The organism is Acinetobacter sp. TAC-1 (assembly GCF_029025845.1).
GTDB lineage: Bacteria > Pseudomonadota > Gammaproteobacteria > Pseudomonadales > Moraxellaceae > Acinetobacter > Acinetobacter guillouiae.
Window position 1 is genome coordinate 4,255,798 of the sequence record NZ_CP118892.1, and the last position, 23,097, is coordinate 4,278,894.

Sequence of the window (23,097 nt, forward strand, 5' to 3'; positions counted from 1 at the left end):
AAATCACTCTAAAGTAAAGTTATCGCTTTAAAACATTGCTTGCTCTTCCTTAAACAACAGTATTTTAAAGCAGATAGAGACCGGTAAGTTGTTTCTAAAAATAAATGACAAATCATTTATTTTTAGATCAATTAGATTTAACAATTGTTCACTATATTGGTTTTTCAATTACGGTTAATGTCATGTAATAGCGAATATTCTTTATCTATTCCATCTATTCAAAAATGAATACATGATTAATTAAAAATGGAGAAATAGAATGAGCCAAGACTCAAAAAAATGTCCTGTAACCCACCTGACAACGGCTTTTGGTGCACCTGTTGTAGACAACCAAAATAGTTTAACGGCAGGCGCACGTGGTCCTCTACTGGCACAAGATTTATGGTTAAACGAGAAACTGGCCAACTTTGTACGCGAGGTGATTCCTGAGCGCAGAATGCATGCAAAAGGTTCAGGTGCTTTTGGTACATTTACCGTAACTCACGATATTACCCAGTACACACGCGCTAAAATCTTCTCACAGATTGGCAAACAAACAGAAATGTTTGCACGCTTCACCACTGTCGCTGGTGAACGTGGTGCAGCAGATGCAGAACGAGATATTCGAGGCTTTGCACTTAAGTTCTATACCGAAGAAGGTAACTGGGATCTCGTTGGAAACAACACTCCCGTCTTTTTCATGCGTGATCCACGTAAATTCCCAGATTTAAATAAAGCCGTAAAACGCGACCCTAAAACCAATCTACGTAGTGCAACCAACAACTGGGATTTTTGGACGTTATTACCTGAAGCTTTGCATCAGGTGACAATTGTGATGTCTGATCGTGGTATTCCAAAAAGCTTCCGCCATATGCATGGTTTTGGTAGTCATACGTACAGCTTTATCAATGCAAACAATGAACGTTTTTGGGTCAAATTTCATTTCCGCACCCAACAAGGCATTGAAAATTTAACCGATGCTGAAGCGGAAGCGGTTGTTGCTAAAGACCGTGAAAGTAACCAACGTGATTTATTTGATTCGATTGAAAATGGTAACTTCCCAAAATGGAAGCTTCAAATTCAAGTGATGCCTGAAACAGATGCAGAGAAAGTCCCTTATCATCCATTTGACCTGACCAAAGTTTGGCCTCATGCAGATTATCCACTGATTGATGTGGGTGAGTTTGAGCTGAATAAAAATCCTGAAAACTTCTTCCTTGATGTAGAGCAATCGGCTTTCGCACCAAGTAACTTAGTTCCAGGTATCAGTGTTTCACCTGACCGTATGTTACAAGCGCGATTATTTAACTATGCCGATGCTCAACGCTACCGTTTGGGTGTGAATTATCAACAAATTCCTGTCAATGCTGCACGTTGCCCTGTTCATTCTAATCACCGTGATGGTCAAGGCCGTGTCGATGCAAATTATGGCGGTTTACCACACTATGAACCGAATAGTTTTAGCCAATGGCAGGAACAAGCTCAGTTTAAAGAACCACCATTAAAAATCAGTGGTGATGCAGATTATTGGGATTTCCGCCAAGATGATTCGGATTATTTCAGCCAACCACGCGCTTTATTCAATTTAATGAATGATACGCAAAAACAAGCACTGTTTGATAATACGGCGGGTGCGATGGGTGATGCACTTGATTTTATTAAGTATCGTCATATCCGTAACTGTTATGCATGTGACCCCGCCTATGGTGAAGGCGTGGCAAAAGCCTTGGGCTTAACTGTTGCAGATGCACAAGCTGCACGCGATAGTGATCCTGGTAAAGGTCATCCTGGTTTTCAATAAGCCTAGCTCAATATAAAGTCATTCAATAGAAACCGCCTTCGGGCGGTTTTTTATTTTGTGTAAATACACTATATTGAAGAAACTCCCAATCGCGAGTAAAGCCATGCAACAGAAAATTGAAGCGATAATTCAACAACATGACATCATTTTATTTGATGAAATCTGTATGTTATGTAATGGCTGGGCAAAGTTTTTAATCAAATATGATACACAGGCACAATTTAAATTAACTTCAGTACAATCACCATTAGGACAAGACATCTTAAGACATTACCAAATGCCCACTGAGCAATTTGAGAGCATGTTGGTGATTAAAAATGGGCAAGCCTATAGTGAATCCACTGCGTTTTTAAAAGTGATTGAAAGCTTAGGACAACCCTTTTCATATTTAAAAATGGGTTATGGGATACCCAAATTTATCCGAGATTTTCTATACCGCCGAGTCGCTTTAAATCGCTATCGTTTATTTGGTACAACTAAACAGTGTTTACTGCCTTCATCTGAAAATAAAAAACATTTCTTGGAACATAGCATTGATGCAAAATTTTAAAGCACTTCAGAATGCCCTATTGACCATTCATATTTCACTGGCTGTCTTATGGTTCTATCAGGGGCTCATCCCTAAAATCATATATAAAGTCATCGAAGAGCAACAATTTTGGCAATTTACAGGGATTCAATTGTTGCCCATTCCTAGACTTATTGAACTCTCAGGATTTGGCGAAATCATATTTGGTGGATTATTTCTTATTTTTAGACAATCAAAGCTTCTGCATTATTTAAATATCATCGCGATGCTGTTGTTTTTACTGGTTGTCGCGATCGTTTATCCACACTATTTTGCGCAGGGCTTTAATCCTTTCATCATGAATACTGCAATGGCTGCACTGTCTATTGTCGCAATTCAACTTCTCAATGCTCAAAAAGCCGAATAAACTTACATTCGCACATTTGTACCAAACTGCTCTTTCCATCCTTTGGTTTCAGTCGCAATTTGCTTGGCAAGTTTGCTTTTCACTTCTTGAATTAAGCGCGCCCGTTCCTGTCCATGCACAAATCGACCTTTATAATCACTTTGCATGGTTTGAATATATTCATTCAGTGCACGTTGTTGTTGCTTGGTTTTTGGAGCAGTATGCAAAAATTGAAGGTATTCCTCATCTGGGTTTGTGCTAAGCGGATCACCCAAAATATCTTCAACATATAGTACAGCACTGACTAATTTCACTTTACCCTTTGCATCCACAGTATAAGTTTGTTTGCGCACACCATAAGGATAGGTCCAGAGCCCCTGCCGATCACCTGAAGCCCAATAGCTATAAAAAATAATCTTGTTATCTTTGACCTCATAATCACCCAATTCAATCTGGAGAATACTGCAGTCACCCGTGGTTGAATAAATTGTATGCGTGAGCAGCTTTTGATTATTTCGATATAATTCAATATCTTTACGCAAAAAGTCGGCTTCTTCTTCATTCATCACTGTTTTCAACTCAAAATTATTCTGATTAATTTGTATATTTTGAGTCTCAGCAAAAGCTGTACTGGATAATGCCAGTAACATCAATAAAGTTTGGATTATTTTCATTATTCATCTCCCTTGATTTTTCAATCAGGAATCAACACTATTTTTTAGTTTGGGTAAATACACCCTAATCCTGACACAGCTTTTGCAAAACTGGAAGTATTTCACCAGCCTGACTAAAAGGTTGTGTTTGACGATAATGCTCGACCTTTTTAACCAGTTTATAGTTTTTATCGTCCTGACTTTTAAACTGCTCAAGTCGTGTAAATGTCCGATCCTTACACAATACTTGATAATAATTAATCGTGTATTGTTTTTTTGGGTTCACACTTTTAACCCAAGCTTGAGCAAGCTGAATAGTATCGGCCAATCGCAGATCATTTTCAAAGAATTGAGTATCTGAATTTTGGTATATCAGCTCCCATTTATCCCCCATTTCCAAATCATATTTTTCATTTGAAGGCTTAATACTTTTCGTATAATCCTCAGGTTCAAAATCTTCGACTGCTGCAGATTGGTCTACAACAGCACAAGGCGCATCTGAAACACAATCCGCCCTAGCCGCTTGAGTTAGGTCTATAGATTTTGCAGCGACTGAAGTCATCACCAAACAAAATAACAAAGTACTGGATAAGATTTTTATCATTTTTAGTGTTTTCAATTTTTATGGCTCAATAAGGGCCCACTACACCACCAATTTACGACCTTCACGGATACAGTAGAATGGATTAACCATTTTTGATGAATTCTTCATGGCCTTTTGTAAATCCTGCTCAGGCTGTTCCCGCGCTTCATCCGTCAATTGGAAAGTACGGTAATGAATTGCCAAAGAGCGCTTGGCTTGTAAATCTAAATGCGCCTGAAAAGCATCTTGTGGATTCATGTGCATATATTTCATTAACGCTCTTGGTTCATACGCACCGATTGGCAATAACGCAATTCGCGGTGAACCTAAACGTTTTTGAATTTCTTTAAAATGCGGTGAATACCCTGTATCGCCAGCAAAGAAGAAATGACCATGTTGCGATACCACAGAAAAACCACCCCACAATGCAATATTCTGATCACGTAAACCACGACCCGAACCATGCTGTGCAGGGGTATAAATAATTTTTAAGTTTTTAAATAATGCAGATTGCCACCAGTCCATCTCAATCACATGGAACTCTTTAGGCAAGTAACAGGCATTGCCCAAACCTGTATAGATTGGCATGGCAAATTTGTTGTGTAGCCATCTTAAAGAGGCTAAATCCATATGGTCATAGTGATTATGACTAAGTAAAACTGCATGAATCTCGGGCAATTGCTCTAAAGCAATTCCAGCAGGAATCACACGTTTTGGTCCACGCCCATGTTTCGGACTAACATAATCGGCCCAAACAGGATCAGTTAAGAAGTTATAGGGACCTATTTGAACCAGTACAGTCGCATGACTCACAAACCAGATTTGCCAATCATGCTCATCAGCATCTGGTCGATTCTGAGGTAATACACGTTTTGCCGCATAGAATTCTGATGATTCTTTTTGAGTATCCACATTCCAAGTATATGATTTTCGGGTACCCAGCCATTTCATCAAATCCCAACGGCTACGCCCTTGTGGTTTACGTATTTCATTAAAGAACCGTTCACCATTGTGCTGATTTGAACCAATCACACTAAATACAGGTTTATACCATGTATGTGACAGACAATTTTCAGTATCAATTCGATAATGCAATTGTTGAACTTGCTGAGATGGAACAGTCTTATTTTGCATTGTGTTGTCTTGTACCGTTGTATCTTCAAGACGGACCATTGGCTCTTGTTTCGACATGATTACTCTAAACGCCCTTTCATTCTTTCAAGCCATACTTGCTGTGTTTGTGGCTTCACGAATAATGCCACGATTTCGGGATGAATACTTTTAATCTTTGCTTCAATTCTGTTCACACAGGCTTCGATATCATCTGAAGTTAAACTATCTTTAAACTCTAAGCTTAAAGAAGCAATCACCTGATGTGCACCCATTTGTTCAGTCAGTACGCCATTTGCTGAATACACGGCAGGATCTTCCTGAGCTATTTTCAATACATTATGACGTAGTTTTGGATCTGCTGTTTCACCCATCAACAACCCTTTGGTTTCCCTTGCCAAAAGCAGGGCCGAGATGGCTAAGACAACCCCAATCAGCACTGAAGCCACACCATCTAAAACGGGTAAATCAAACTGCTGGGCACAAAATATTCCCAGCAATGCAATGATTAAGCCAATTAAAGCTGCTGAGTCTTCAAATAAAACTGTAAAGGTTGTCGGATCTTTACTGCGACGAAAGGCTTCAAAATATCCCATTTGACCTTTGGTCTTTTTAAATGTTTTCAACGCAATAAACCATGAAGTACCCTCACAAAGCAGCGCAAACCCGAGTACCACATAATTGACCAATGGGGATTGTATAACTTCTGGATGACGAATATGTTGAATACCCTGATAAATTGAAACCACAGCACCTAAAGCAAAAACCAACAATGCGACAATAAAGGCCCAAAAGTATAACTCTCTTCCATAACCAAAGGGGTGATGATAATTTGCAGGCTGTTGTGATTTTTTTAAACCATACAACAATAAGATTTCATTTAAAGTGTCTACGACAGAATGGACCGCCTCACTGAGCATTGCCGAACTATTTGTAATATAAGCGGCAACAAACTTAACCAGAGCAATGGCTAAATTGCCCAAAAGTGCTGCATATACAACAATTTTGTTGGAATCTGACATTTATTGTCCTGTTTTTTATCATCAAATACATCAATTTGATTTTTATATCTGTCCTGCTTCATATTAGCGAAACTATCTGTGATTTTTCTTTATTTTTTGTTGCTTTTCACAATTGAGTGAATCTTTTATGGAACCCAATTTAACCAATATTCTAAATACTCCGTCGCAGTCTCATCCACAATTATTAAAAATTTGGGAAGCCTCTGTACGTGCGACGCATGACTTTTTAAACGAACAGCATATCTTACAAATTAAAACGCTCATCATTCAGCATCATTATTTTGATCATGTGCAGTTGTTTCATGTGGAACGTGAAGGGCAAATCGTTGGGTTTATGGGATTGGCTTATCAAAAGATTGAAATGTTATTTATTGACCCTAAATTTTTTGATCAAGGCATTGGTTCCATGCTCATTCAAAAAGCCCTTGAGTTAGGTGCGCATGAGGTAGATGTCAACGAACAAAATATTCGTGCTTTGGAGTTTTATAAGAAACATAACTTCCAACAAATTGCGCGTTCGGAACTTGATGCTGAAGGTAATCCATTTCCAATTTTGCATTTGAAACTAAAGAAGCCTTCCGTCTAAGTATTTTGAGATAGAGCGATATCAAAAACATCATCATAAACACCCTGATCAAGCTGAGTGTCCATGATGACGAAACCGACCTTGCCCCCTATCTCCAAGTCGGTTTTAGTAATCCTCAGCATGATCATGTTTATCAGACAGATTGCAACAACTTAAACCAGTGCAATCAAACACTTTTCAAGTGTTCCTTCATATAAATTTGGATCATTATAGATTGATGACGAGATACATCAATTAAAACATCGATATCAATTTTTCTATTCCTGAAAGTAAGCTTATGACAAGTAAGGGCCGTAGATAAATTGATGCAACTTTGTACAGATGATGGCTTCTAGGCTAGGGCTTAGCGAAATATTTTTTGTTTTAATTAAGATATTTTATCAATTATTCGCCACGTTATTTTCTATATTAAAATAACAATGATTTTGAAAAGTTCATTTATTTTCTAAATACTATAATCGTCTTCACCTGACAGTTGTTTATAGATTATACTCTTTGAAAATCTTAGTAAGACATTTTTTGGATTATTCTTTGGACGCGTTATATGGAATTACGACATCTGAGATACTTCATTACTGTGGCTGAAGAACTCAACTTTAGCAAAGCAGCATTGAGACTTTATACAGCACAACCCTCACTCAGCCAGCAGATCAAAGATCTTGAAGAAGATGTCGGTGTTCGGCTGTTAAACCGGACCAAGCGTAAAGTTGAACTTACTGAAGAAGGTGCTGTTTTTCTGGAGCAAGCACGCTTAACTTTAGCACAAGCCGATAAGGCTGTTGCTATGGCAAGACAGGTCTCCAAAGCCAGACAGCTATTGTTAAGGATTGGGTTTGTACCCGTGGCTGAAATAAAGATTTTCCCTTATATCTTACCGAATTTAAGGGTACAAAATCCTGAGCTAAAAATTGAGTTATTGAGCTTAAATAACCTTGAACAAATGCGCGCATTGAAAAAGGGTGAGCTAGATATCAGCTTTAGCAGGCACAATTTTCATAATGATGAAATCGAAAGTAAATTTGTGCTCCGTGAGCCGTTAATTTTTGTTTTACCCAAAGATCACCCTTTAGCCAAGTATGAACGTATCCCTGTTAAAGCGCTCAATGGGATCGATTTTATAATTCCTGCTGAAGAACAATCCACGACTTTGCACAACACCATTTTAGAGTTTGCCAAACACAATCATATTGAATTGAATATCGTCCAAAAAGCTGACAATATTTCATTGAATATTAACTCAGTTGGAGCGGGCTTAGGCTGTACAATTTTGCCAAGTTATATTGCGCCATTAATCAACAATAACACTGTCATTCGACCTTTAGAGATTGAGCTTCCCTATCTAGACTTGTATGTAAGTTACCGAAAAAGTGCTGGCTCTGTTGCAATACAAAAATTCATTGAACTATTAACCAAGGTATTTTATCTGGATATCAATCGTTTAGAGCAAGAATAAGACCGCTGCGACAAGACATAGAGCGTAAGCTTATTTTTTAATATGACGACTTAAACCAATCGAACTTAATGCTCATTTTATTTGCTCAAATATCCATCATTTTTTAATTCAGGCGGTGTTCATCATGGTAGGACGTGCATTTCACCAACTTCGATCAGGTATTCTGTCTCGTCCATATTTCTTTATTAGTTTTCTCCTTACAGCAGTTGTGTATATGGGGATGTCTTTGAGTACAAATTGGCAATGGTCAACCAATTTATTATTCAGCTGGAATATTGCCACTCTGGTCTACTTAATCCTGACCATAAAAATGCTTTGGGCAACCAATCAAGCGCATATTTTAAAGCGTGCTCAGCAGCAGGATGCCAGCAAATGGATCATTTTGCTGTTGGTTGTGCTCTCACTCATCATGTGTTTTATTGCCATTATTATTGAATTGGCACATTTGCCCGATGTGACTGGAGTTAAAGCAGGACATATCGCCTTAGCAATTTTAACCATCATTTTTGCATGGTTATTTATGCATACTATTTTTGCTATTCACTATGCACATGACTTTTACTTGGCAGTGGAGAATCATCAGGATGGTGGATTGGACTTTCCAAAAACACCTAAACCAACCTACCCTGAGTTTTTGTATTTTAGTTATGTCATTGGTACTTCTGCACAAACAGCAGATGTATCGATTACATCTCGTTCGATGCGCGTTTTAAATATTCTCCATATCCTTTTGGCGTATGGATTTAACACGACGATTTTGGCGATCTGTATTAATGTTGCCGCAGGTTTTATTTAACTGAAGTAAAAATAGAGGGATTAACACCAAAAGCCAATCTCCAAAGTTTTTTATCATTTTTCTGCGCTTGAATGTGACTAAAAAACCTCAATGCAAACCCAGCACGAGATCATGCTAAGTTTGCATCGTCTTGATGATTTAGTCGCTAAAAAGTGCTTGATTATTTCTTAAGTTTTTTCGGCTTTTGATTGAATTAAGATATTTTTCAATTGCAGGATGGCTTTCAATCTCTGCCATCTTCAATTGCCAAAATAGCATGGAACCAACAAACACATCGGCTACCGTAAATTGCTCACCACATAGATATGGTTGAGCCTGCTCCAAGCCCTGAATTAAAGCGGTATAAGTGTCCTGAAAGTTTCCATAGCCAATATGCATTTTTTGCTCGTCGGTAATCTCAACTTTTAATGCGCGATCCGTCGTGGCTGCATCCCACGGTCCAGCAGCAAAGAATAACCAACGGAAATACAAGCCACGTTTTGGATCATCCAGTGCTGGTGCAAGTCCTTGATCAAAAAACTTATCTGCCAAATAGGCGCAAATTGCAGGCATTTCATAAATCACCACATCGCCATCGACTAAGGTGGGTACTTTGCCAAATGGGTTAATCTTTAGATAAGATTCCGACTTGATTTCAGTGTGATAAGCCAACTCAATTTTTTCAAATTCAGCACCCAGCTCAATCAGTAGCCATTCAATAACAAGACCTCTAGACTGCGCGTTGCTATATAGTTTTAAGCCCATTTTTTCCATTCCTTTATAGTGGTGTATTGAATATAAAGGGCGGCTGTGTCAGTTTTTGTCAGGAGCTTTTTAGCATGGATTTTTTTTGCAGCTCTTTTTGCCACCATGCCTGAAAAAGATGGCGCTTAAACTCTGGGTAAATGATTTCGGTCACAGTTAATTTTTGAATCCGATCTAAACGAAAATTTCGAAAATCCTCACGTAATTCACACCATGCAGCCAACAACATTTTGTCATTGAAATACCCTAAGACAAAAGGCCAAAGCATACGGCTAGAGATATTTTGTTTTTCGTCTAAATAATGCACTTCAATCTTGACCTGATAACGAATAGCTAGACGTACTTGTTCGACAATTTTTTCATCAACCACAAGCCAATGGTTGATAGACCGAAGCATGGTTTCATCAATCAGTTCTTGTTTATTCTTGGGCAATACCGCATTGAGTTTGGCCAAAACTGAATGTGCAGCATTTTTTAATGCTGGATCCGGCACTGACCTTAACCAGTGCAATGCCAAGAACACTGCTTCGACTTCCGTTTCATCCAAACTCATCGGAGGCAGTAAAAAGTTTTCTTTCAGCTGAAATCCTAAGCCCGCACTGCCCTCAATATTGACACCTTGGTCACGTAAACTTTCAATATCCCGATAAACACTTCGGACACTAATTTCCAAATGTTCTGCTAAGCATTGCGCGGTAATGGGATAACGCTGTTCACGTAAAAGTTGTAATAAAGTGAGTAATCGAATAGAACGGCTCATGGTCAATTTTCTTATTATATCTCTTTGGTTTTATCTAAGTTTACGCTGAGGGCAATCTGCAAACAGCGTAAAAACAGCATCTAAGCAACTTCACTCGCCTTAAGCTGTTGAGTTAAAAACTGATGTAAATGATCGACGTTATCCGCGATCGTCAGCGGATTAAAACGCTGTAATACATCAATCGCATGTACCCCATAACTCACCCCAACACGTGGCATGGCAATGTTCTGTGCCATTTCTAAGTCATAAGATGTATCACCCACCATAATGGCTTGCTCCGCCGAAATTCCAGTGTAATCTAAAATTTCAGCCAACATCAATGGATCTGGTTTGGATTTGGTTTCGCTCGCTGCACGGGTGATCTCAAATAAATCCTGACTCTGGGTCTGAGCCAAAACACGATCTAAACCACGACGGCTCTTCCCTGTTGCAACTGCCAATTTGATATTTTGATTTTTTAAATCATGCAACATTTCAGAGACACCAGCGAACCACAAATCATCTTTGGAATGCTCAACATAATGATCGCCATAGCATTTCAAAATTTCAGTGTGTAACTCGGGAACTTTTGGAAATAACACTTGAGCAACTTCAGGTAAACCCAAACCAATAATACTTTTCGCAGCATCAGCTGTTAACGGTTGGTCAAAGGCTTCTGCAGCAACCAATAAACTCGCCACAATTTGCCCAACTGAATCAAATAAAGTGCCATCCCAATCAAAAATGATAAGTTCTACAGGTTTTTGCATGAATTATTTCCAATATTTGCTCAGTTTACGCATGACTAATGTTTAGATCTTATGCCCTTTACATGACAAGCTAACGCATTTTTAAACACAAAGGGAACTTTTCATAAAACAAGTTCCCTTTGTGTAAAAGATAAAGTGAGCAGCGAGATCGAATCAATCTTTCTTTTGTGCTCTTAACTGCGCAACCAAGCTTTGCATATCTTCAGGTAAAGGCGCTTCAATCACAGGATAACCAGGAATTTCAAGGCGCATTGCATGTAGGCTCAATCGACGAGCTTTTGGTCCACGATACTCTGTTTCATGACCATACTTATCGTCACCCACTAAAGGATGACCAATACTTAAACCATGCACACGAATTTGATGGGTACGGCCTGACAGTGGAGAAGCATAGACCAGTGTCGCATGCATAAAGCGCTCGGCAACTTTCCATTGTGTCTTAGATTCTTTACCTTCTTCTGAGACACGTACACGACGTTCACCATTGGACAGTTCATAGCGCAATAAAGGTTGATTAATCAACTGTTGATCTAAACTCACTTGACCTTTAACAATCGCAGCATAGGTTTTTTTAATTTTATGCTCACGCAACATATCTTGTAGCGCCTTCAATGTGCTGCGTTTTTTACTCACCATCACCAGACCCGAAGTATCGCGGTCAATACGATGAATCAACTCCAAATATTTTTTACCTGTTGCCGCGCGTAAGCCTTCAATTAAGCCATATGCCACACCGCTTCCACCATGTACGGCAATTCCAGACGGCTTGTTGACCACCAATAAACCTTCATCCTCATACACCACACGGCTGAGTAAGCTTTGTGCAACCTTATCGGATACAGGTGCATCAGTTTCGTCTTTTTGCTCAAAGCGAATAGGTGCAACACGGATTTGATCGCCAATCGCTAGCTTAGTTTCTGCTTTTATACGCTTTTTATTGACGCGCACTTGACCTTCACGAATTAAACGATAAATACGGCTTTTCGGCACACCTTTCAGGCGAGTAAATAAGAAATTATCGATGCGCTGGCCTTCTTGATGCTCGTCTACTTCAAACCAAGTTACATTTTGCCATTGTTGCGTAGAATTCATACAGTTAGGTGATCCAATAAAAAACTAAAATTTGATTAAAAACTGATCATTTAGACTATGCTTTTCATACAAAATAAGCATATAGCCCATAGGCAGATGATTCAAGGTTTGCTATAGTCAGCGCACGGATACCACCGTAAGTGAAATTTAGTGCCACCCTTTTTTAAAAATGAAAGCGTGACACAAACGATAAAATTCACGACAGATGCGGAAAGGTCCCAAAAGAATATGCCGACGCCGAAGGCTTTATTATATCGGCAAAAAGACAAACTGTTGCGTTTAATTGTACTTAAAGTACAGAAATCAGTTTGTTTAAAAATATATGTCGCCAACCCAGACGTTGGTTTTTAAACATAAACTGATACACATCAGGCAAGTCGCTGTAGAGTGTTATTCAGGACATAAGTGTTTGAGGCATTGGAACTGCACAATTTGTAAAGGTACGATGATAATTCCGTATCAAGACGCTCTCACAAAAGTTGAGATGCTCTTCGAGCAATGTGATAGTGAAAGACGAATCAAATCAGTCATCCAATGCACCACTTAAGTGCCAGTGAAGAGCTCAAAACTTTAATCGTGCAAAGATTAAAGAAGTATTGCAGCATCAATACAGGCATCAAACCCAACCTTGCTCAAAACAAGTGGGTAAATTACTCAGATCATATTGGATGTATCCGTGATTTGAGCATTGATCCAATATTTTAGATGTTCGCTTCACTTAAAAAGATAGCGAGTTGTTGGTGTGAATCACTATTAGGTGTTACACCCATGAAACGTATGTTGATTAATGCAACACATGCCGAAGAAGTTCGCGTTGCACTCATCACTGGTCACCGTCTTTACGATTTCGATTTAGAAAACCGTACACGTGAACAAAAGAAAGCCAATATCTATAAAGGCCATGTCACTCGCGTAGAGCCTTCTTTAGAAGCTGTATTTGTAGAGTATGGTGCGGGTCGTCAAGGTTTCTTGTCGATGCGCGAAATTGCCAATACTTACTACAAGGCAGACCCTCGCCAAACATCAAATATTCGTGAACTCATCACTGAAGGCACTGAACTTTTGGTTCAAGTTGAAAAAGAAGAGCGTGGCAACAAAGGCGCTGCACTTTCAACTTATATTTCCCTTGCTGGTCGCTATTTAGTTTTGATGCCGAACAACCCAAAAGGTGGTGGTATTAGCCGTCAAATTTCAGGTTCAGTTCGTGAAGAACTCAAAGAAATGTTGGCGTCATTAAATACCCCTCGTGGTATGAGCGTAATCGTTCGTACAGCAGGGATTGGCCGTTCACAAGAAGAACTGCAACTTGATCTTCAACATTTGTTAGACCTATGGGCACAAATCCAAGGTACAGCAAACTCTGGTCCATCACCAATGCTTGTTCATCAAGAAGCTGGTGTGGTGACGCGTGCTATCCGTGACTATTTACGTGATGATGTTGCAGAAATTTTAATTGACTCAGAGCAAGCCTATAACGAAGCCTATAACTTTGTTAAAGCGGTAATGCCAAATCAATTGGATAAGTTAAAAACCTATACGTTAAATGAACCGTTATTTGCGCATTTTGGTATTGAAAGTCAAATTCAAACAGCTTATGAACGTGAAGTTAAACTTCCTTCAGGCGGTTCAATTGTAATCGACCAAACTGAAGCACTGGTTTCAATCGACATCAACTCAGCGAAATCAACACGTGGACATGATGTAGAAGAAACTGCGCTCAGCACCAACTTAGAAGCAGCTGAAGAAATTGCTCGCCAATTACGTTTACGTGATATTGGTGGTTTGGTGGTGATCGACTTTATTGATATGACCAAAGAACGCAACCAACGTATGGTTGAAGCTAAACTTCGTGAAGCGACGCAAAGTGACCGTGCCCGCATCCAGTTCGGTCAATTGTCACGTTTTGGTTTAATGGAAATGAGCCGTCAACGCTTACGCCCATCTCTTGAAGAAGCTACTGGTTATGTATGCCCTCGCTGTCATGGCACAGGTATGGTACGTGATCTACGTTCTCTTTCTCTTTCAATTATGCGTAAAGTTGAAGAGATTGCATTACGTGAACGTCAAGGTGAAGTTCAAGTTGAAGTGCCTGTTGAAATTGCAGCATTCTTATTGAATGAAAAGCGTCACAGTTTGGTTTACTTAGAACAAACGTCAAATGTGCGTGTTACTGTACTGCCACATCCACATTTAGAAACGCCACATTACGAAATCTCATATAACCCAGAAGGTTTTGCGCCAACTAGCTATGAACGTACTGAAGCTACCCGTTCAAGCGAAAAAGAATTGGGCTATGAGTCATCTGAGTGGCATTTAGAAGAAGAGCAAACGCAACACAATGCTGCACCAGCTCAAGCACAAAACAATAAGCAAAACAGAAAGCAACAACCTGCTCAAGCTCAAAAAGCTCAGCAAGCGGTTCAAGCACAAGTTGCTCAACCAGCTTCAAGCCCATGTGCTTGGTTAGAAAATCTGTTTGTACAAAAACAAGCAGCAACTGTTGACCAATCACGTACTGCAAACAATGCAGCTGCAGCCATTGAACAAATGATTAACGGTGGTGCTGTAAGCCGTGGTCAATTTGGCCAAGTGAATAGCAATAGCGCGCCAGCTGCAATTGAAGCTCAAGTTGTTGCTGAAACCAATGCTTATCTTTCACATGCACCTGTTCAAAAACAAGAACCGCGTGAATATGAAAAACAGGGCGAGAAAGAAGAACGAGCTCCGCGTAACAACAACAATAAAAATAAAAATCGCAACAAGCACAAAGAGTCACGTGAACAAAACACTGATCAACATCAAGTGATTGAAGAAGTGGTTCAGGTGCCTCGTCAAGAGCAACGCCAAGAACAGCGTCAGGAACAACGTGATCAACGTCGTCAGCAAAAGCAGCCACGTCAACAGCATGATCAAAATGCTGAAACGAATCATGCTGAACAAGCTGTTCCACGTCGTGATCGTAACCATCAGCAACGTCCAAACCGCCCAAATCGTCATCGCGATAGCAGCGTGTTTAATGATGAGCAACAACAAGCGCCAAACAACAATGCGCCTGTAGAGCATAATCAACCTCAAGAGAAACAACCTAAGGTTGAACTCATTGACACCCCGAAGCATGCAGCACTTGAAACAGCTTTAGTGGTTAACCTTGATCAAGCTCAAAGTGAAATTGTCGCATTAAACCCGCAACAAGTTGCTGCGCCAGCAAGCAACAAGCCGAAGCGTCATGATCGCAATGAAAAAGCTGAAACTGTTGCTAAAGCACCTCGCACTGTAGATGCTCAACCAGCTACTGCACCGGCTGTAGAAAGTCAGGCTGTAACGACTGAAGCAAAAGCACCTGCAGCAGAGGTTCAAGCAGAACAGCCTGTGCAACGTGCCAGCAATGACCCGCGCCAAAAACGCCGTCAACAACGTGACGCTGCTCAAGCAAAAGCGGCAACGCCTAAAATCGCACCATCTCAAGTACCGACATTAAATCAGTACACAGTGGGAACGTTGATTCGTCATGTCTATGGTGATGACTGTGCGGTACTGATTGAACAGTTTGGGTTAATTCCAACATTCAATCGTGCTTTGGTTAAGTTTACTGAAGAATATTCAGCGACCTTAACTGTGGTAGAAAAGACCGATGTACAAAGCAAGCAGCCTGTAACACGTGATGTTGCTATCTCTAAAGCAGCACCAGAAGCACAACCTGCTGATGTTTTAGACTTAACACCACCGAAGCCTGAGAATGATCGCCGTGTAGCGAATGATCCTCGTGAACGTCGTCGTTTAGCAAAACAAGCGGCTGTACAAGCAAAGCAAGAGCATCAAGCTGAACTTGAGCAACAACCAGAAGAAGTGAAAACTGAGACTCAAGCAAGTCCAGTTGAAGCAGCACCGGTGGTTACTCAAGCAGAAGAAGTGCAAGCTGAAACGCCTGTAGAAACGACAGTTGAAACAGCACCTGCGGAAGTTCAAGTGGTTAAAGCAGCCCCGGCTAAGTCAGCTGAGAAAGCAGTTGTTGTAACTGAAAAGGCGAAAAAGCCACAACAATCGCTTGCTTTAGATACGACTGCTGAAGCTGGTGTAGATGAAGATGCCCAAAAGGCAGACAATGTGGCAACAGATGAAAAACCTGCCCGCCCTCGTCGCCCTCGTGGTCGCCCGCCAAAAAAAGCGACACCGCCAGCGGATGAGTAATTTTTAAAAATTTGCTTAAAATGTAGCGATTAAAGAGAACCTAGTCATTTCGATGGCTAGGTTTTTTTGCTATTTTGAAGAGATTATCAGGACATTTGTCAGATTAGGTTGATTGCACTAGTCTTATACGATTAAAAAGACAAATGTAATGTGAGTCAATGACACTCTAAAAATTGTATTGGATTACGAAAAATAAATAGGATTGATATGAGTCAAACAACACAGGCCGATCTCATCGGATTTACTGATGTCGCAGAGCGCTTACCACAGCTCATCAATAAGCTTCCCAATATCCTGACTGGACTTAAACAAGCTTATATCAGAACACCCAATACGCCTGCTGGGCTAGGTCTTGCTTTTGAACGTGCTGTAAAACGCAATCCTTATGGTGATGCGTTATTATTTGAAGATCAACGCTATAGTTATAAAGAACTGAATAACTGGGCCAATCAAATTGCACACTTTTATCTTTCTATTGGCATAAAAAAAGGCGATGCGATCACCGTGATGATCGAAAATCGTCCTGAGTTGATTGCGACCGTGATTGCACTGGCAAAAATTGGCGTAACAACAGCTTTAGTCAATACCTCACAGACAGGTAAAGTCCTGACGCATAGTATCAATTTGGTCAATCCTGTTGCGGTGATCGTCGGTGAAGAATGCCGTGCTGCGGTAGATGAGATTCGTCAAGACTTAAACATTGCTCAAGACCGCATCCATTGGTTTGCAGATCAAAATACAACGCAAGACCCGGGTATAGCACCTCAAGGCTTTATCAATCTTGCTGAAAAAATTCAACAATTTCCAAAATTCAATCCTTCGACCACACAAAGTGTCAAAGGGAAAGATGGCTTGTTTTATATCTATACCTCTGGCACAACGGGTTTACCTAAAGCTGTGGTCTTTACCAACAGTCGTTGGACCTTGGCATATGGAACATATGGCCATGTCTTAAACTTAGGTGAAGATGATGTGATGTACTGCACTTTACCGCTTTACCATGCAACAGGTATGGTGGTGTGCTGGTGTGGCGCAATTGCAGGCGGTTCAGCCTTGGCAATCCGTCGTAAATTCTCTACCTCTGCATTCTGGTCTGATGTCAAAAAGTTTAATGCGTCAGCCATTGGTTATGTCGGTGAACTCTGCCGCTACCTTATGGATGCACCTGCTTCAGAACTTGATCACACGCACCGTGTCACCAAAATGATCGGTAATGGTATGCGTCCAAATATTTGGGGCAAGTTTAAAGAACGCTTTGGTATCGAAGAAATTTTAGAACTTTATGCCTCTAGTGAAGGAAATGTAGGCTTCAGTAATGTTTTTAATTTTAACAATACTGTTGGCTTCTCCCCTACACCTTATGCCATCGTCCAGTTCGATAAAGAAAAAAATGAAGCAATCCGTGACAGTCATGGTGCATGTCAAAAGGTCAAAAAAGGTGAAGTGGGCTTATTGATTGGTAAAATCACCAAGCGCTCCCCTTTTGATGGCTATACAGACCCAGAAAAGAACAAGTCAGTGATCATGAAAGATGTTTTTAAAAAGGGCGATTCTTACTTTATTACTGGTGACTTGGTTCGTGATATTGGTTTCCGACACGCGCAATTTGTCGATCGCCTTGGCGATACTTTCCGCTGGAAAGGTGAAAATGTTTCAACCACCGAAGTTGAAAATATTTGTAGTGAATACCCTAAAATCACAGAAGCTGTGGTTTACGGCGTTGAAATTCCAAATACCAATGGTCGAGCAGGTATGGCTGCCATTACTTTACATGATGGGGAAGAACTGACTGAACAAGATCTAAGCCAACTTGCAGCCGAGTTTAAAAAGAACTTACCAGCCTATGCTGTTCCGGTATTTTTACGTATCCAACAAATTGTAGAAACGACGGGTACATTTAAATATCAGAAAAATAAATTAAAGGAACAAGCCTTTAATCCTGAAAAAACATCTGATCGTTTATTGGTTTTACTGCCAAGTGCCAATGCCTATTGTGATGTCACTGCGGAAGTTTTTGCCAATATTGAAGCCTATAAATACCGCTTCTAAAGCTAAAAGCCCTGATTTCAGGGCTTTTTTAGTCCATTTTGTGTTATTTATAACCGAACGTTGCAAACTTTCTTAATTTTTACTTGCGCTCTATCAATATCTTGCTAAAATACGCTCCATCAAAACAAAGTGGTGTTTAAAAACTTTTTAGTTTTCTTGCACTACACATTCAAGCCTAGCTTGGATGAAGGTTCAGGGTCGTTAGCTCAGCTGGTAGAGCAGCGGACTTTTAATCCGTTGGTCCCGCGTTCGAATCGCGGACGACCCACCACTTAATTGTTTTGACCTGTAAATGGATAGCGATAGAAAATTCTCAATTTTCACAAATATCGTGTAAAGCAGCGCTTTACACATCCTTGCTCAGGGTCGTTAGCTCAGCTGGTAGAGCAGCGGACTTTTAATCCGTTGGTCCCGCGTTCGAATCGCGGACGACCCACCATCTTCATGTTTCAACCTGTAAATAGATACCGATAGAAAATTCTCGATTTTCACTGATATCGGGTAAAGCAGCGCGCTTTACACATCTCGCTCAGGGTCGTTAGCTCAGCTGGTAGAGCAGCGGACTTTTAATCCGTTGGTCCCGCGTTCGAATCGCGGACGACCCACCATTCTTTCTTAGGGCTTCTTTCTGTACAGTTAAAGTACTACAATAGAAACGAAACCTGCAAACGTTCCGACCAAGACCAAACATCTTTATTAGATGCTTCGCCATTCTCGAAATTTTGCTTCATCTTTTGTTCTGGTTTAATCATGTTTTAAACAAGTTCAGGGTTGTTAGCTCAGTTGGTAGAGCAGTAGACTCTTAATCTATTGGTCGTGGGTTCGAACCCCACACAACCCACCAGATTTTTAAGTCATTTCTCCCCCTTAAAATAAGCTCAGTTGAATTATTTTTCTGATAGCTGCAGGCCCTAATCAAACGGATTGTTTTATCCTTCAATGATGACGAAGCATCAATACTCAAATATTGACTGAGACGTGCGTTAACGGTTTTAGCTTAAAACAACCAAGCCAACAATCACAATCAGATGACACGACCAAACCGAATAAGCTAAAAAAGCTTTTATTCTTCTTGTCGAACGAGTAAATACCAAATCATCGCTAGCAAGATAATATTCTCCTGCTTGACGAGTCATCGTATTCCCCCTCCCAAACAATATAAAACCGTACCCAATAACCAAGATTGCGCACGGTTTAATTATGCGTATGACCACTCAATTAAAACAATCAGCGGGAATTTACCCAGTGGGTTATTGCTGTTGAAGGATAAAATCTGCGGCACGTTCGCCAATCATAATACATGGTGCATTGGTATTACCTGACACAAGATCAGGCATAATGGATGCATCAGCGATACGCAGATTATTAAAACCAACGACCTTAAGCTTTGGATCGACCACACTCATTGCATCAATCCCCATCTTACATGTTCCCACGGGATGAAATACGGTTGCAGCATATTCACGAACATAGGCTTGATAATCTGCATCGGTTTTAACATCAGGTCCGGGTAAGATTTCTCGACCATTGAACGCCTTAAATACATCTTGCTTTAAAATACGCTGTGCCAGTTTAATTCCTTCAATCAGCACTTGCATATCTTGTTCTTTTTCAAGGAAGTTATAATCAATCTCAATCTGCTTTTGGGCATTCACACGTATTTCACCAATGCTCTTGGGTCTTAAAACACAGGTGTGGATTGCATAGCCATGCCCCCATTCAAACAGACGACCACGATGACTCCGATACCCCGGAACAAAGTGAAATTGCACATCTGGTAAATCTGTTGCCAGTGGTGTTTTTGCAAAGCCTCCTGCTTCTACATAGTTGGTGGTCAACCAGCCTTTTCTTTTGAGTGCATACTGGAATGGTGCGGGCAGTATAGATGCCAAAGCCCCAACGGAAAAACCCAGTGTTTTTGAACTATTTGTTCTAACCGTCACCAAACCATCAATATGCTCTTGCAAGTTTTTACCTACCCCAGGTAAATCAAGCTTACATTCAATACCGGCCTGTTCCAGCTCAGATTTCGGACCAATACCAGATTTCATCAATAATAACGGCGAAACAAAAGCACCAGCAGAGAGGATTAACTCTTTATTGATTCTGATATCAAAATTTTGTCCTTGTCGTTGCACATGAATCGAGTGTACTTGCCCCTCACTATGATGAATACGCTCAACCTCGCATTCAGTCACCACTGTAAGGTTTGAACGTGTCAATATCGGCTGAACAAATGCTTTAAAGCTGGATAGACGCTGACCATCACGTTGAGTCACATCATATATCCCCACTCCTTCGCTTGATGCAGCATTAAAATCTTGATTCTCTTTTAGATTAAGTAAAGCAGCAGCTTGGATAAAAAGTTTAGATAATGGGTTCGGATCTTTCGGATGATCAACAAACAACTCACCCTCAACACCATGAAAAGCCAAGTCTTGCTGAATGACATTTTTTTCAGAACGTTTAAAGAAGGGTAAAACCTCTTTCCAGCCCCATCCAGCACAGTCTTTCGCTTCCCAATTGTCATAATCAGAGGCATTTCCGCGAATATAAATCATACTGTTCATTGAACTTGAACCGCCGACCATTTTGCCACGTGGAGCATGAATTTGACGATTATTCAAACGTTTCTGTGGCGTAGAAAAGAAATTCCAGCTGTATTTTTTACTCTTATATAACGTGATCGTTCCTGCTGGAATCTGAATGCGTGGCGAATTATCAGCAGCGCCTGCTTCAATCAAGCAGACACGAGTATTTGGGTTTTCACTTAGTCGATTGGCAATCACACTCCCCGCCGAACCCGCGCCAACGATGACATAATCATAGCTATGTTGCTGTAATAGTTGATTGTCTATTTCAGGTAATGCGCGTTTATATAACATCGCCACAACATAATACAGTGGGCTAACCACCAACAAACCAACCGCCCATGAAATATCCACTTCACCCAATAATTTAGCAAGCGGACCAACATACAGCGGTGTAGATAAAAATGGAATCTGAATCAAAATCCCAATCACATAACAGATTAATGCAGGCCAATTGAAGTAACCATAAATCCCACCATCAGGTTTAAAGAAGGATGGCACATCATATTCAGTATGATGGATAAAGTAATAATCGATGAGGTTGATGGCTGTCCATGGAATCAGTACACACATGAGCAAGAGAATAAAATTGACATAACTCTCGACAAAGCTTTCCGAACTTGAAACAGATAAGAACATCGCCACACTAAATAAGCTTAATGCCACTATGGTTCTGGCAAGCACTCGCGGTGACCACCGGTGAAAAATCGTTTGTAGAATAGTGATGCTCGATAAAGTACCACAGTACAAATTCATTGAGTTTGTGGCAGCAATCCCGAGAGAAAAGACGATAATCAAAGCGGTACTGAATAGACCGGAGCCGGTTAAGTGAATTAAGCCTTGAATAAAGTCACCACTATAGGCACGAGCAACGGTTAAGCCCAAGATCATTGAAATCAGTGAGCCGAGTGAACAGCCCCAATAGCTTGCCCAAAATGCAGTTTTTGCCCCAGTCGCTTTAGGCAAATAGCGGGAATAATCTGATACATACGGGGCATAAGCCAACTGCCATAATGCGGCAATGGATAAGGTTCCCATAAAGCCAATGCTTGAAAACGTTCCCAGCTGAAAGAAATCTTGGGGGAAGTATTGCGAACTAAATACACAAATAAAAGCAGCAAGCAGCATTAAACCTGAAAGTACCGCAAGGATTTGGGTGTATTTATGAATGAGTTTATAACCAAAAATAACTGCAATCAGACTCCCAATCGCAATAATCGTAATGCCTTATACCTTGGAAATCGGCTGATAAATTGTATGTAGTGCTTCACCACCAACCACCAGATTGGATGCATAAAAACCCAAGTACATAATCACCACGACGCCAACAACAAGCAAAGCCCCATAGAAACCAAATTGCCCGCGTGTCTGAATCATTTGCGGCACTGCAAGTTGTGGGCCTTGCGCAGAATGCAGTGCGACAAAAATCGCACCAACAAGATTGCCTAAAACCAATGCCATTAAGGCGGAAAAGAAACTCAGATTAAAAACTGTAACTGCCAATGAGCCCGTAAACATAGTCAATAACATAATGTTTGAGCCAAACCAGATCGTAAATAGATCGCGTGCGTTACCGTGACGTTGATTTTCAGGAATTGCCTGAATCGTACTACTTTCCATAGTTGTGATAGACATAGGAATCCATTCCATAAATAAAAAGTTATAACCAATCTTAGGATCAGCTTAAATTTTTATATTCAGTATCAAGCCTTTAGTTTTTTTAAAGTAAGGCTAAAAAGGACTGAATAGCGTAGTTACTCCATCGCAAAAAGATCAAAATCATTTGCGAAATCACCTTAAAATTTCAAATAAAGACCATCTAATATGTTGAAAATATAGAGGCCAGAATAATCACGAACAAATTAAAGGAAAAATTATCTCAGGCCTGTATTTGATCGATATTCAATATCGACCTATACACCAGCTTGAGTACCACTTGAATTGAATAAAAACGATGGGTGAAAAGTAGATCATTGATCTAGGGTTAAAAAAGTAATGTATCGTTCAAAAGAATTTTTTATTAAAAA

Annotated in this window: 18 protein-coding genes, 4 tRNA genes and 1 pseudogene; 12 read left to right on the forward strand and 11 right to left on the reverse strand. The window is 40.3% G+C overall.

Going from position 1 to position 23,097, the window contains the following annotated elements; genetic code table 11:
- The first annotated feature begins 259 nt into the window (after positions 1–259).
- From PYV58_RS19865 to PYV58_RS19875, 3 genes are all read left to right on the forward strand, one after another.
- Complete coding sequence (locus tag PYV58_RS19865; RefSeq protein WP_004718136.1) at positions 260–1,780, forward strand: catalase; 1,521 nt, start codon at positions 260–262, stop codon at positions 1,778–1,780.
- A gap of 103 nt (positions 1,781–1,883) precedes the next feature.
- Complete coding sequence (locus PYV58_RS19870; protein ID WP_034611613.1) at positions 1,884–2,330, forward strand: DCC1-like thiol-disulfide oxidoreductase family protein; 447 nt, start codon at positions 1,884–1,886, stop codon at positions 2,328–2,330.
- Entirely contained in the window at positions 2,317–2,715 is a 399-nt protein-coding gene (locus PYV58_RS19875; protein WP_034611610.1) for a DoxX-like family protein, read from the forward strand. The genes PYV58_RS19870 and PYV58_RS19875 overlap by 14 nt, the downstream gene beginning before the upstream one ends.
- A 2-nt stretch (positions 2,716–2,717) precedes the next feature.
- On the opposite strand, the gene PYV58_RS19880 is transcribed toward PYV58_RS19875, so the two are convergent.
- The 4 genes from PYV58_RS19880 to PYV58_RS19895 all read right to left on the reverse strand — a co-directional run bounded on the left by PYV58_RS19880 (position 2,718) and on the right by PYV58_RS19895 (position 6,062).
- Positions 2,718–3,368, reverse strand: coding sequence for a hypothetical protein (locus PYV58_RS19880; RefSeq protein WP_034611607.1), 651 nt, complete (start codon positions 3,366–3,368; stop codon positions 2,718–2,720).
- 64 nt (positions 3,369–3,432) lie between these two features.
- A complete protein-coding gene (locus tag PYV58_RS19885; RefSeq protein WP_034611605.1) occupies positions 3,433–3,951 on the reverse strand; it encodes a hypothetical protein in 519 nt (172 codons plus the stop codon).
- A 39-nt stretch (positions 3,952–3,990) separates the two neighbouring features.
- Entirely contained in the window at positions 3,991–5,121 is a 1,131-nt protein-coding gene (locus PYV58_RS19890; RefSeq protein WP_004718147.1) for an MBL fold metallo-hydrolase, read from the reverse strand.
- 2 nt (positions 5,122–5,123) lie between these two features.
- Complete coding sequence (locus PYV58_RS19895) at positions 5,124–6,062, reverse strand: cation diffusion facilitator family transporter (RefSeq protein WP_034611603.1); 939 nt, start codon at positions 6,060–6,062, stop codon at positions 5,124–5,126.
- Between the two features lie 127 nt (positions 6,063–6,189).
- Between PYV58_RS19895 and PYV58_RS19900 the strand changes: the two genes are divergently transcribed.
- The 3 genes from PYV58_RS19900 (at position 6,190) to PYV58_RS19910 (ending at position 8,897) form a co-directional block, all read left to right on the forward strand.
- Positions 6,190–6,648, forward strand: coding sequence for a GNAT family N-acetyltransferase (locus PYV58_RS19900; RefSeq protein WP_004718150.1), 459 nt, complete (start codon positions 6,190–6,192; stop codon positions 6,646–6,648).
- A gap of 544 nt (positions 6,649–7,192) precedes the next feature.
- Positions 7,193–8,101, forward strand: coding sequence for a DNA-binding transcriptional regulator HcaR (gene hcaR / locus PYV58_RS19905; RefSeq protein ID WP_034611600.1), 909 nt, complete (start codon positions 7,193–7,195; stop codon positions 8,099–8,101).
- A gap of 124 nt (positions 8,102–8,225) precedes the next feature.
- Positions 8,226–8,897: a DUF1345 domain-containing protein gene (locus tag PYV58_RS19910; protein ID WP_034611599.1), complete on the forward strand. Its 672-nt coding sequence runs from the start codon at positions 8,226–8,228 to the stop codon at positions 8,895–8,897.
- Between the two features lie 138 nt (positions 8,898–9,035).
- On the opposite strand, the gene PYV58_RS19915 is transcribed toward PYV58_RS19910, so the two are convergent.
- The 4 genes from PYV58_RS19915 to PYV58_RS19930 form a co-directional block, all read right to left on the reverse strand.
- The gene (locus PYV58_RS19915) at positions 9,036–9,641 is read right to left on the reverse strand and encodes a glutathione S-transferase family protein (RefSeq protein WP_034611598.1); all 606 of its coding nucleotides are present in this window, start codon (positions 9,639–9,641) and stop codon (positions 9,036–9,038) included.
- Between the two features lie 58 nt (positions 9,642–9,699).
- Positions 9,700–10,401 carry a YafY family protein gene (locus tag PYV58_RS19920; protein ID WP_034611595.1) on the reverse strand — a complete coding sequence of 234 codons (702 nt, stop codon included), beginning with the start codon at positions 10,399–10,401 and terminating at the stop codon, positions 9,700–9,702.
- An 80-nt stretch (positions 10,402–10,481) separates the two neighbouring features.
- Positions 10,482–11,150 carry an HAD-IA family hydrolase gene (locus tag PYV58_RS19925; protein WP_004718155.1) on the reverse strand — a complete coding sequence of 223 codons (669 nt, stop codon included), beginning with the start codon at positions 11,148–11,150 and terminating at the stop codon, positions 10,482–10,484.
- A 153-nt stretch (positions 11,151–11,303) separates the two neighbouring features.
- Positions 11,304–12,242, reverse strand: a complete 939-nt coding sequence (locus PYV58_RS19930; RefSeq protein WP_004718156.1) for an RluA family pseudouridine synthase — start codon at positions 12,240–12,242, stop codon at positions 11,304–11,306.
- 768 nt (positions 12,243–13,010) lie between these two features.
- Between PYV58_RS19930 and PYV58_RS19935 the strand changes: the two genes are divergently transcribed.
- The 6 genes from PYV58_RS19935 to PYV58_RS19960 all read left to right on the forward strand — a co-directional run bounded on the left by PYV58_RS19935 (position 13,011) and on the right by PYV58_RS19960 (position 19,323).
- Positions 13,011–16,430, forward strand: a complete 3,420-nt coding sequence (locus tag PYV58_RS19935; RefSeq protein ID WP_034611591.1) for an Rne/Rng family ribonuclease — start codon at positions 13,011–13,013, stop codon at positions 16,428–16,430.
- Between the two features lie 207 nt (positions 16,431–16,637).
- Complete coding sequence (locus tag PYV58_RS19940; protein ID WP_034611588.1) at positions 16,638–18,479, forward strand: long-chain-acyl-CoA synthetase; 1,842 nt, start codon at positions 16,638–16,640, stop codon at positions 18,477–18,479.
- Between the two features lie 195 nt (positions 18,480–18,674).
- Positions 18,675–18,750: transfer RNA gene (locus PYV58_RS19945), tRNA-Lys, on the forward strand.
- A gap of 92 nt (positions 18,751–18,842) precedes the next feature.
- A tRNA-Lys gene (locus tag PYV58_RS19950) sits at positions 18,843–18,918 on the forward strand.
- A 93-nt stretch (positions 18,919–19,011) separates the two neighbouring features.
- Positions 19,012–19,087 (forward strand) — tRNA-Lys (locus PYV58_RS19955).
- Between the two features lie 160 nt (positions 19,088–19,247).
- Positions 19,248–19,323 (forward strand) — tRNA-Lys (locus PYV58_RS19960).
- A 148-nt stretch (positions 19,324–19,471) separates the two neighbouring features.
- Here PYV58_RS19960 and PYV58_RS19965 read toward each other — a convergent pair.
- The 3 genes and pseudogenes from PYV58_RS19965 to PYV58_RS19975 all read right to left on the reverse strand — a co-directional run.
- On the reverse strand, positions 19,472–19,615 hold the full coding sequence (locus tag PYV58_RS19965) for a hypothetical protein (protein WP_155768689.1): 144 nt from the start codon (positions 19,613–19,615) through the stop codon (positions 19,472–19,474).
- A gap of 114 nt (positions 19,616–19,729) precedes the next feature.
- Complete coding sequence (locus tag PYV58_RS19970) at positions 19,730–21,364, reverse strand: GMC family oxidoreductase N-terminal domain-containing protein (RefSeq protein WP_051671041.1); 1,635 nt, start codon at positions 21,362–21,364, stop codon at positions 19,730–19,732.
- A gap of 48 nt (positions 21,365–21,412) precedes the next feature.
- Positions 21,413–22,720 (reverse strand): annotated as a pseudogene (locus tag PYV58_RS19975) (cytosine permease); the annotation flags it as partial.
- Between the last annotated feature and the right edge of the window lie 377 nt (positions 22,721–23,097).

Excerpts from the sequence above, each read along its gene's own strand:
- PYV58_RS19865 (WP_004718136.1), top strand. The coding sequence starts at position 260 with ATGAGCCAAGACTCAAAAAAATGTCCTGTAACCCACCTGACAACGGCT.
- PYV58_RS19870 (WP_034611613.1), top strand. The coding sequence starts at position 1,884 with ATGCAACAGAAAATTGAAGCGATAATTCAACAACATGACATCATTTTA.
- PYV58_RS19875 (WP_034611610.1), top strand. The coding sequence starts at position 2,317 with ATGCAAAATTTTAAAGCACTTCAGAATGCCCTATTGACCATTCATATT.
- PYV58_RS19880 (WP_034611607.1), bottom strand. The coding sequence starts at position 3,368 with ATGAAAATAATCCAAACTTTATTGATGTTACTGGCATTATCCAGTACA.
- PYV58_RS19885 (WP_034611605.1), bottom strand. The coding sequence starts at position 3,951 with ATGATAAAAATCTTATCCAGTACTTTGTTATTTTGTTTGGTGATGACT.
- PYV58_RS19890 (WP_004718147.1), bottom strand. The coding sequence starts at position 5,121 with ATGTCGAAACAAGAGCCAATGGTCCGTCTTGAAGATACAACGGTACAA.
- PYV58_RS19895 (WP_034611603.1), bottom strand. The coding sequence starts at position 6,062 with ATGTCAGATTCCAACAAAATTGTTGTATATGCAGCACTTTTGGGCAAT.
- PYV58_RS19900 (WP_004718150.1), top strand. The coding sequence starts at position 6,190 with ATGGAACCCAATTTAACCAATATTCTAAATACTCCGTCGCAGTCTCAT.
- hcaR (WP_034611600.1), top strand. The coding sequence starts at position 7,193 with ATGGAATTACGACATCTGAGATACTTCATTACTGTGGCTGAAGAACTC.
- PYV58_RS19910 (WP_034611599.1), top strand. The coding sequence starts at position 8,226 with ATGGTAGGACGTGCATTTCACCAACTTCGATCAGGTATTCTGTCTCGT.
- PYV58_RS19915 (WP_034611598.1), bottom strand. The coding sequence starts at position 9,641 with ATGGGCTTAAAACTATATAGCAACGCGCAGTCTAGAGGTCTTGTTATT.
- PYV58_RS19920 (WP_034611595.1), bottom strand. The coding sequence starts at position 10,401 with ATGAGCCGTTCTATTCGATTACTCACTTTATTACAACTTTTACGTGAA.
- PYV58_RS19925 (WP_004718155.1), bottom strand. The coding sequence starts at position 11,150 with ATGCAAAAACCTGTAGAACTTATCATTTTTGATTGGGATGGCACTTTA.
- PYV58_RS19930 (WP_004718156.1), bottom strand. The coding sequence starts at position 12,242 with ATGAATTCTACGCAACAATGGCAAAATGTAACTTGGTTTGAAGTAGAC.
- PYV58_RS19935 (WP_034611591.1), top strand. The coding sequence starts at position 13,011 with ATGAAACGTATGTTGATTAATGCAACACATGCCGAAGAAGTTCGCGTT.
- PYV58_RS19940 (WP_034611588.1), top strand. The coding sequence starts at position 16,638 with ATGAGTCAAACAACACAGGCCGATCTCATCGGATTTACTGATGTCGCA.
- PYV58_RS19965 (WP_155768689.1), bottom strand. The coding sequence starts at position 19,615 with ATGACTCGTCAAGCAGGAGAATATTATCTTGCTAGCGATGATTTGGTA.
- PYV58_RS19970 (WP_051671041.1), bottom strand. The coding sequence starts at position 21,364 with ATGTTATATAAACGCGCATTACCTGAAATAGACAATCAACTATTACAG.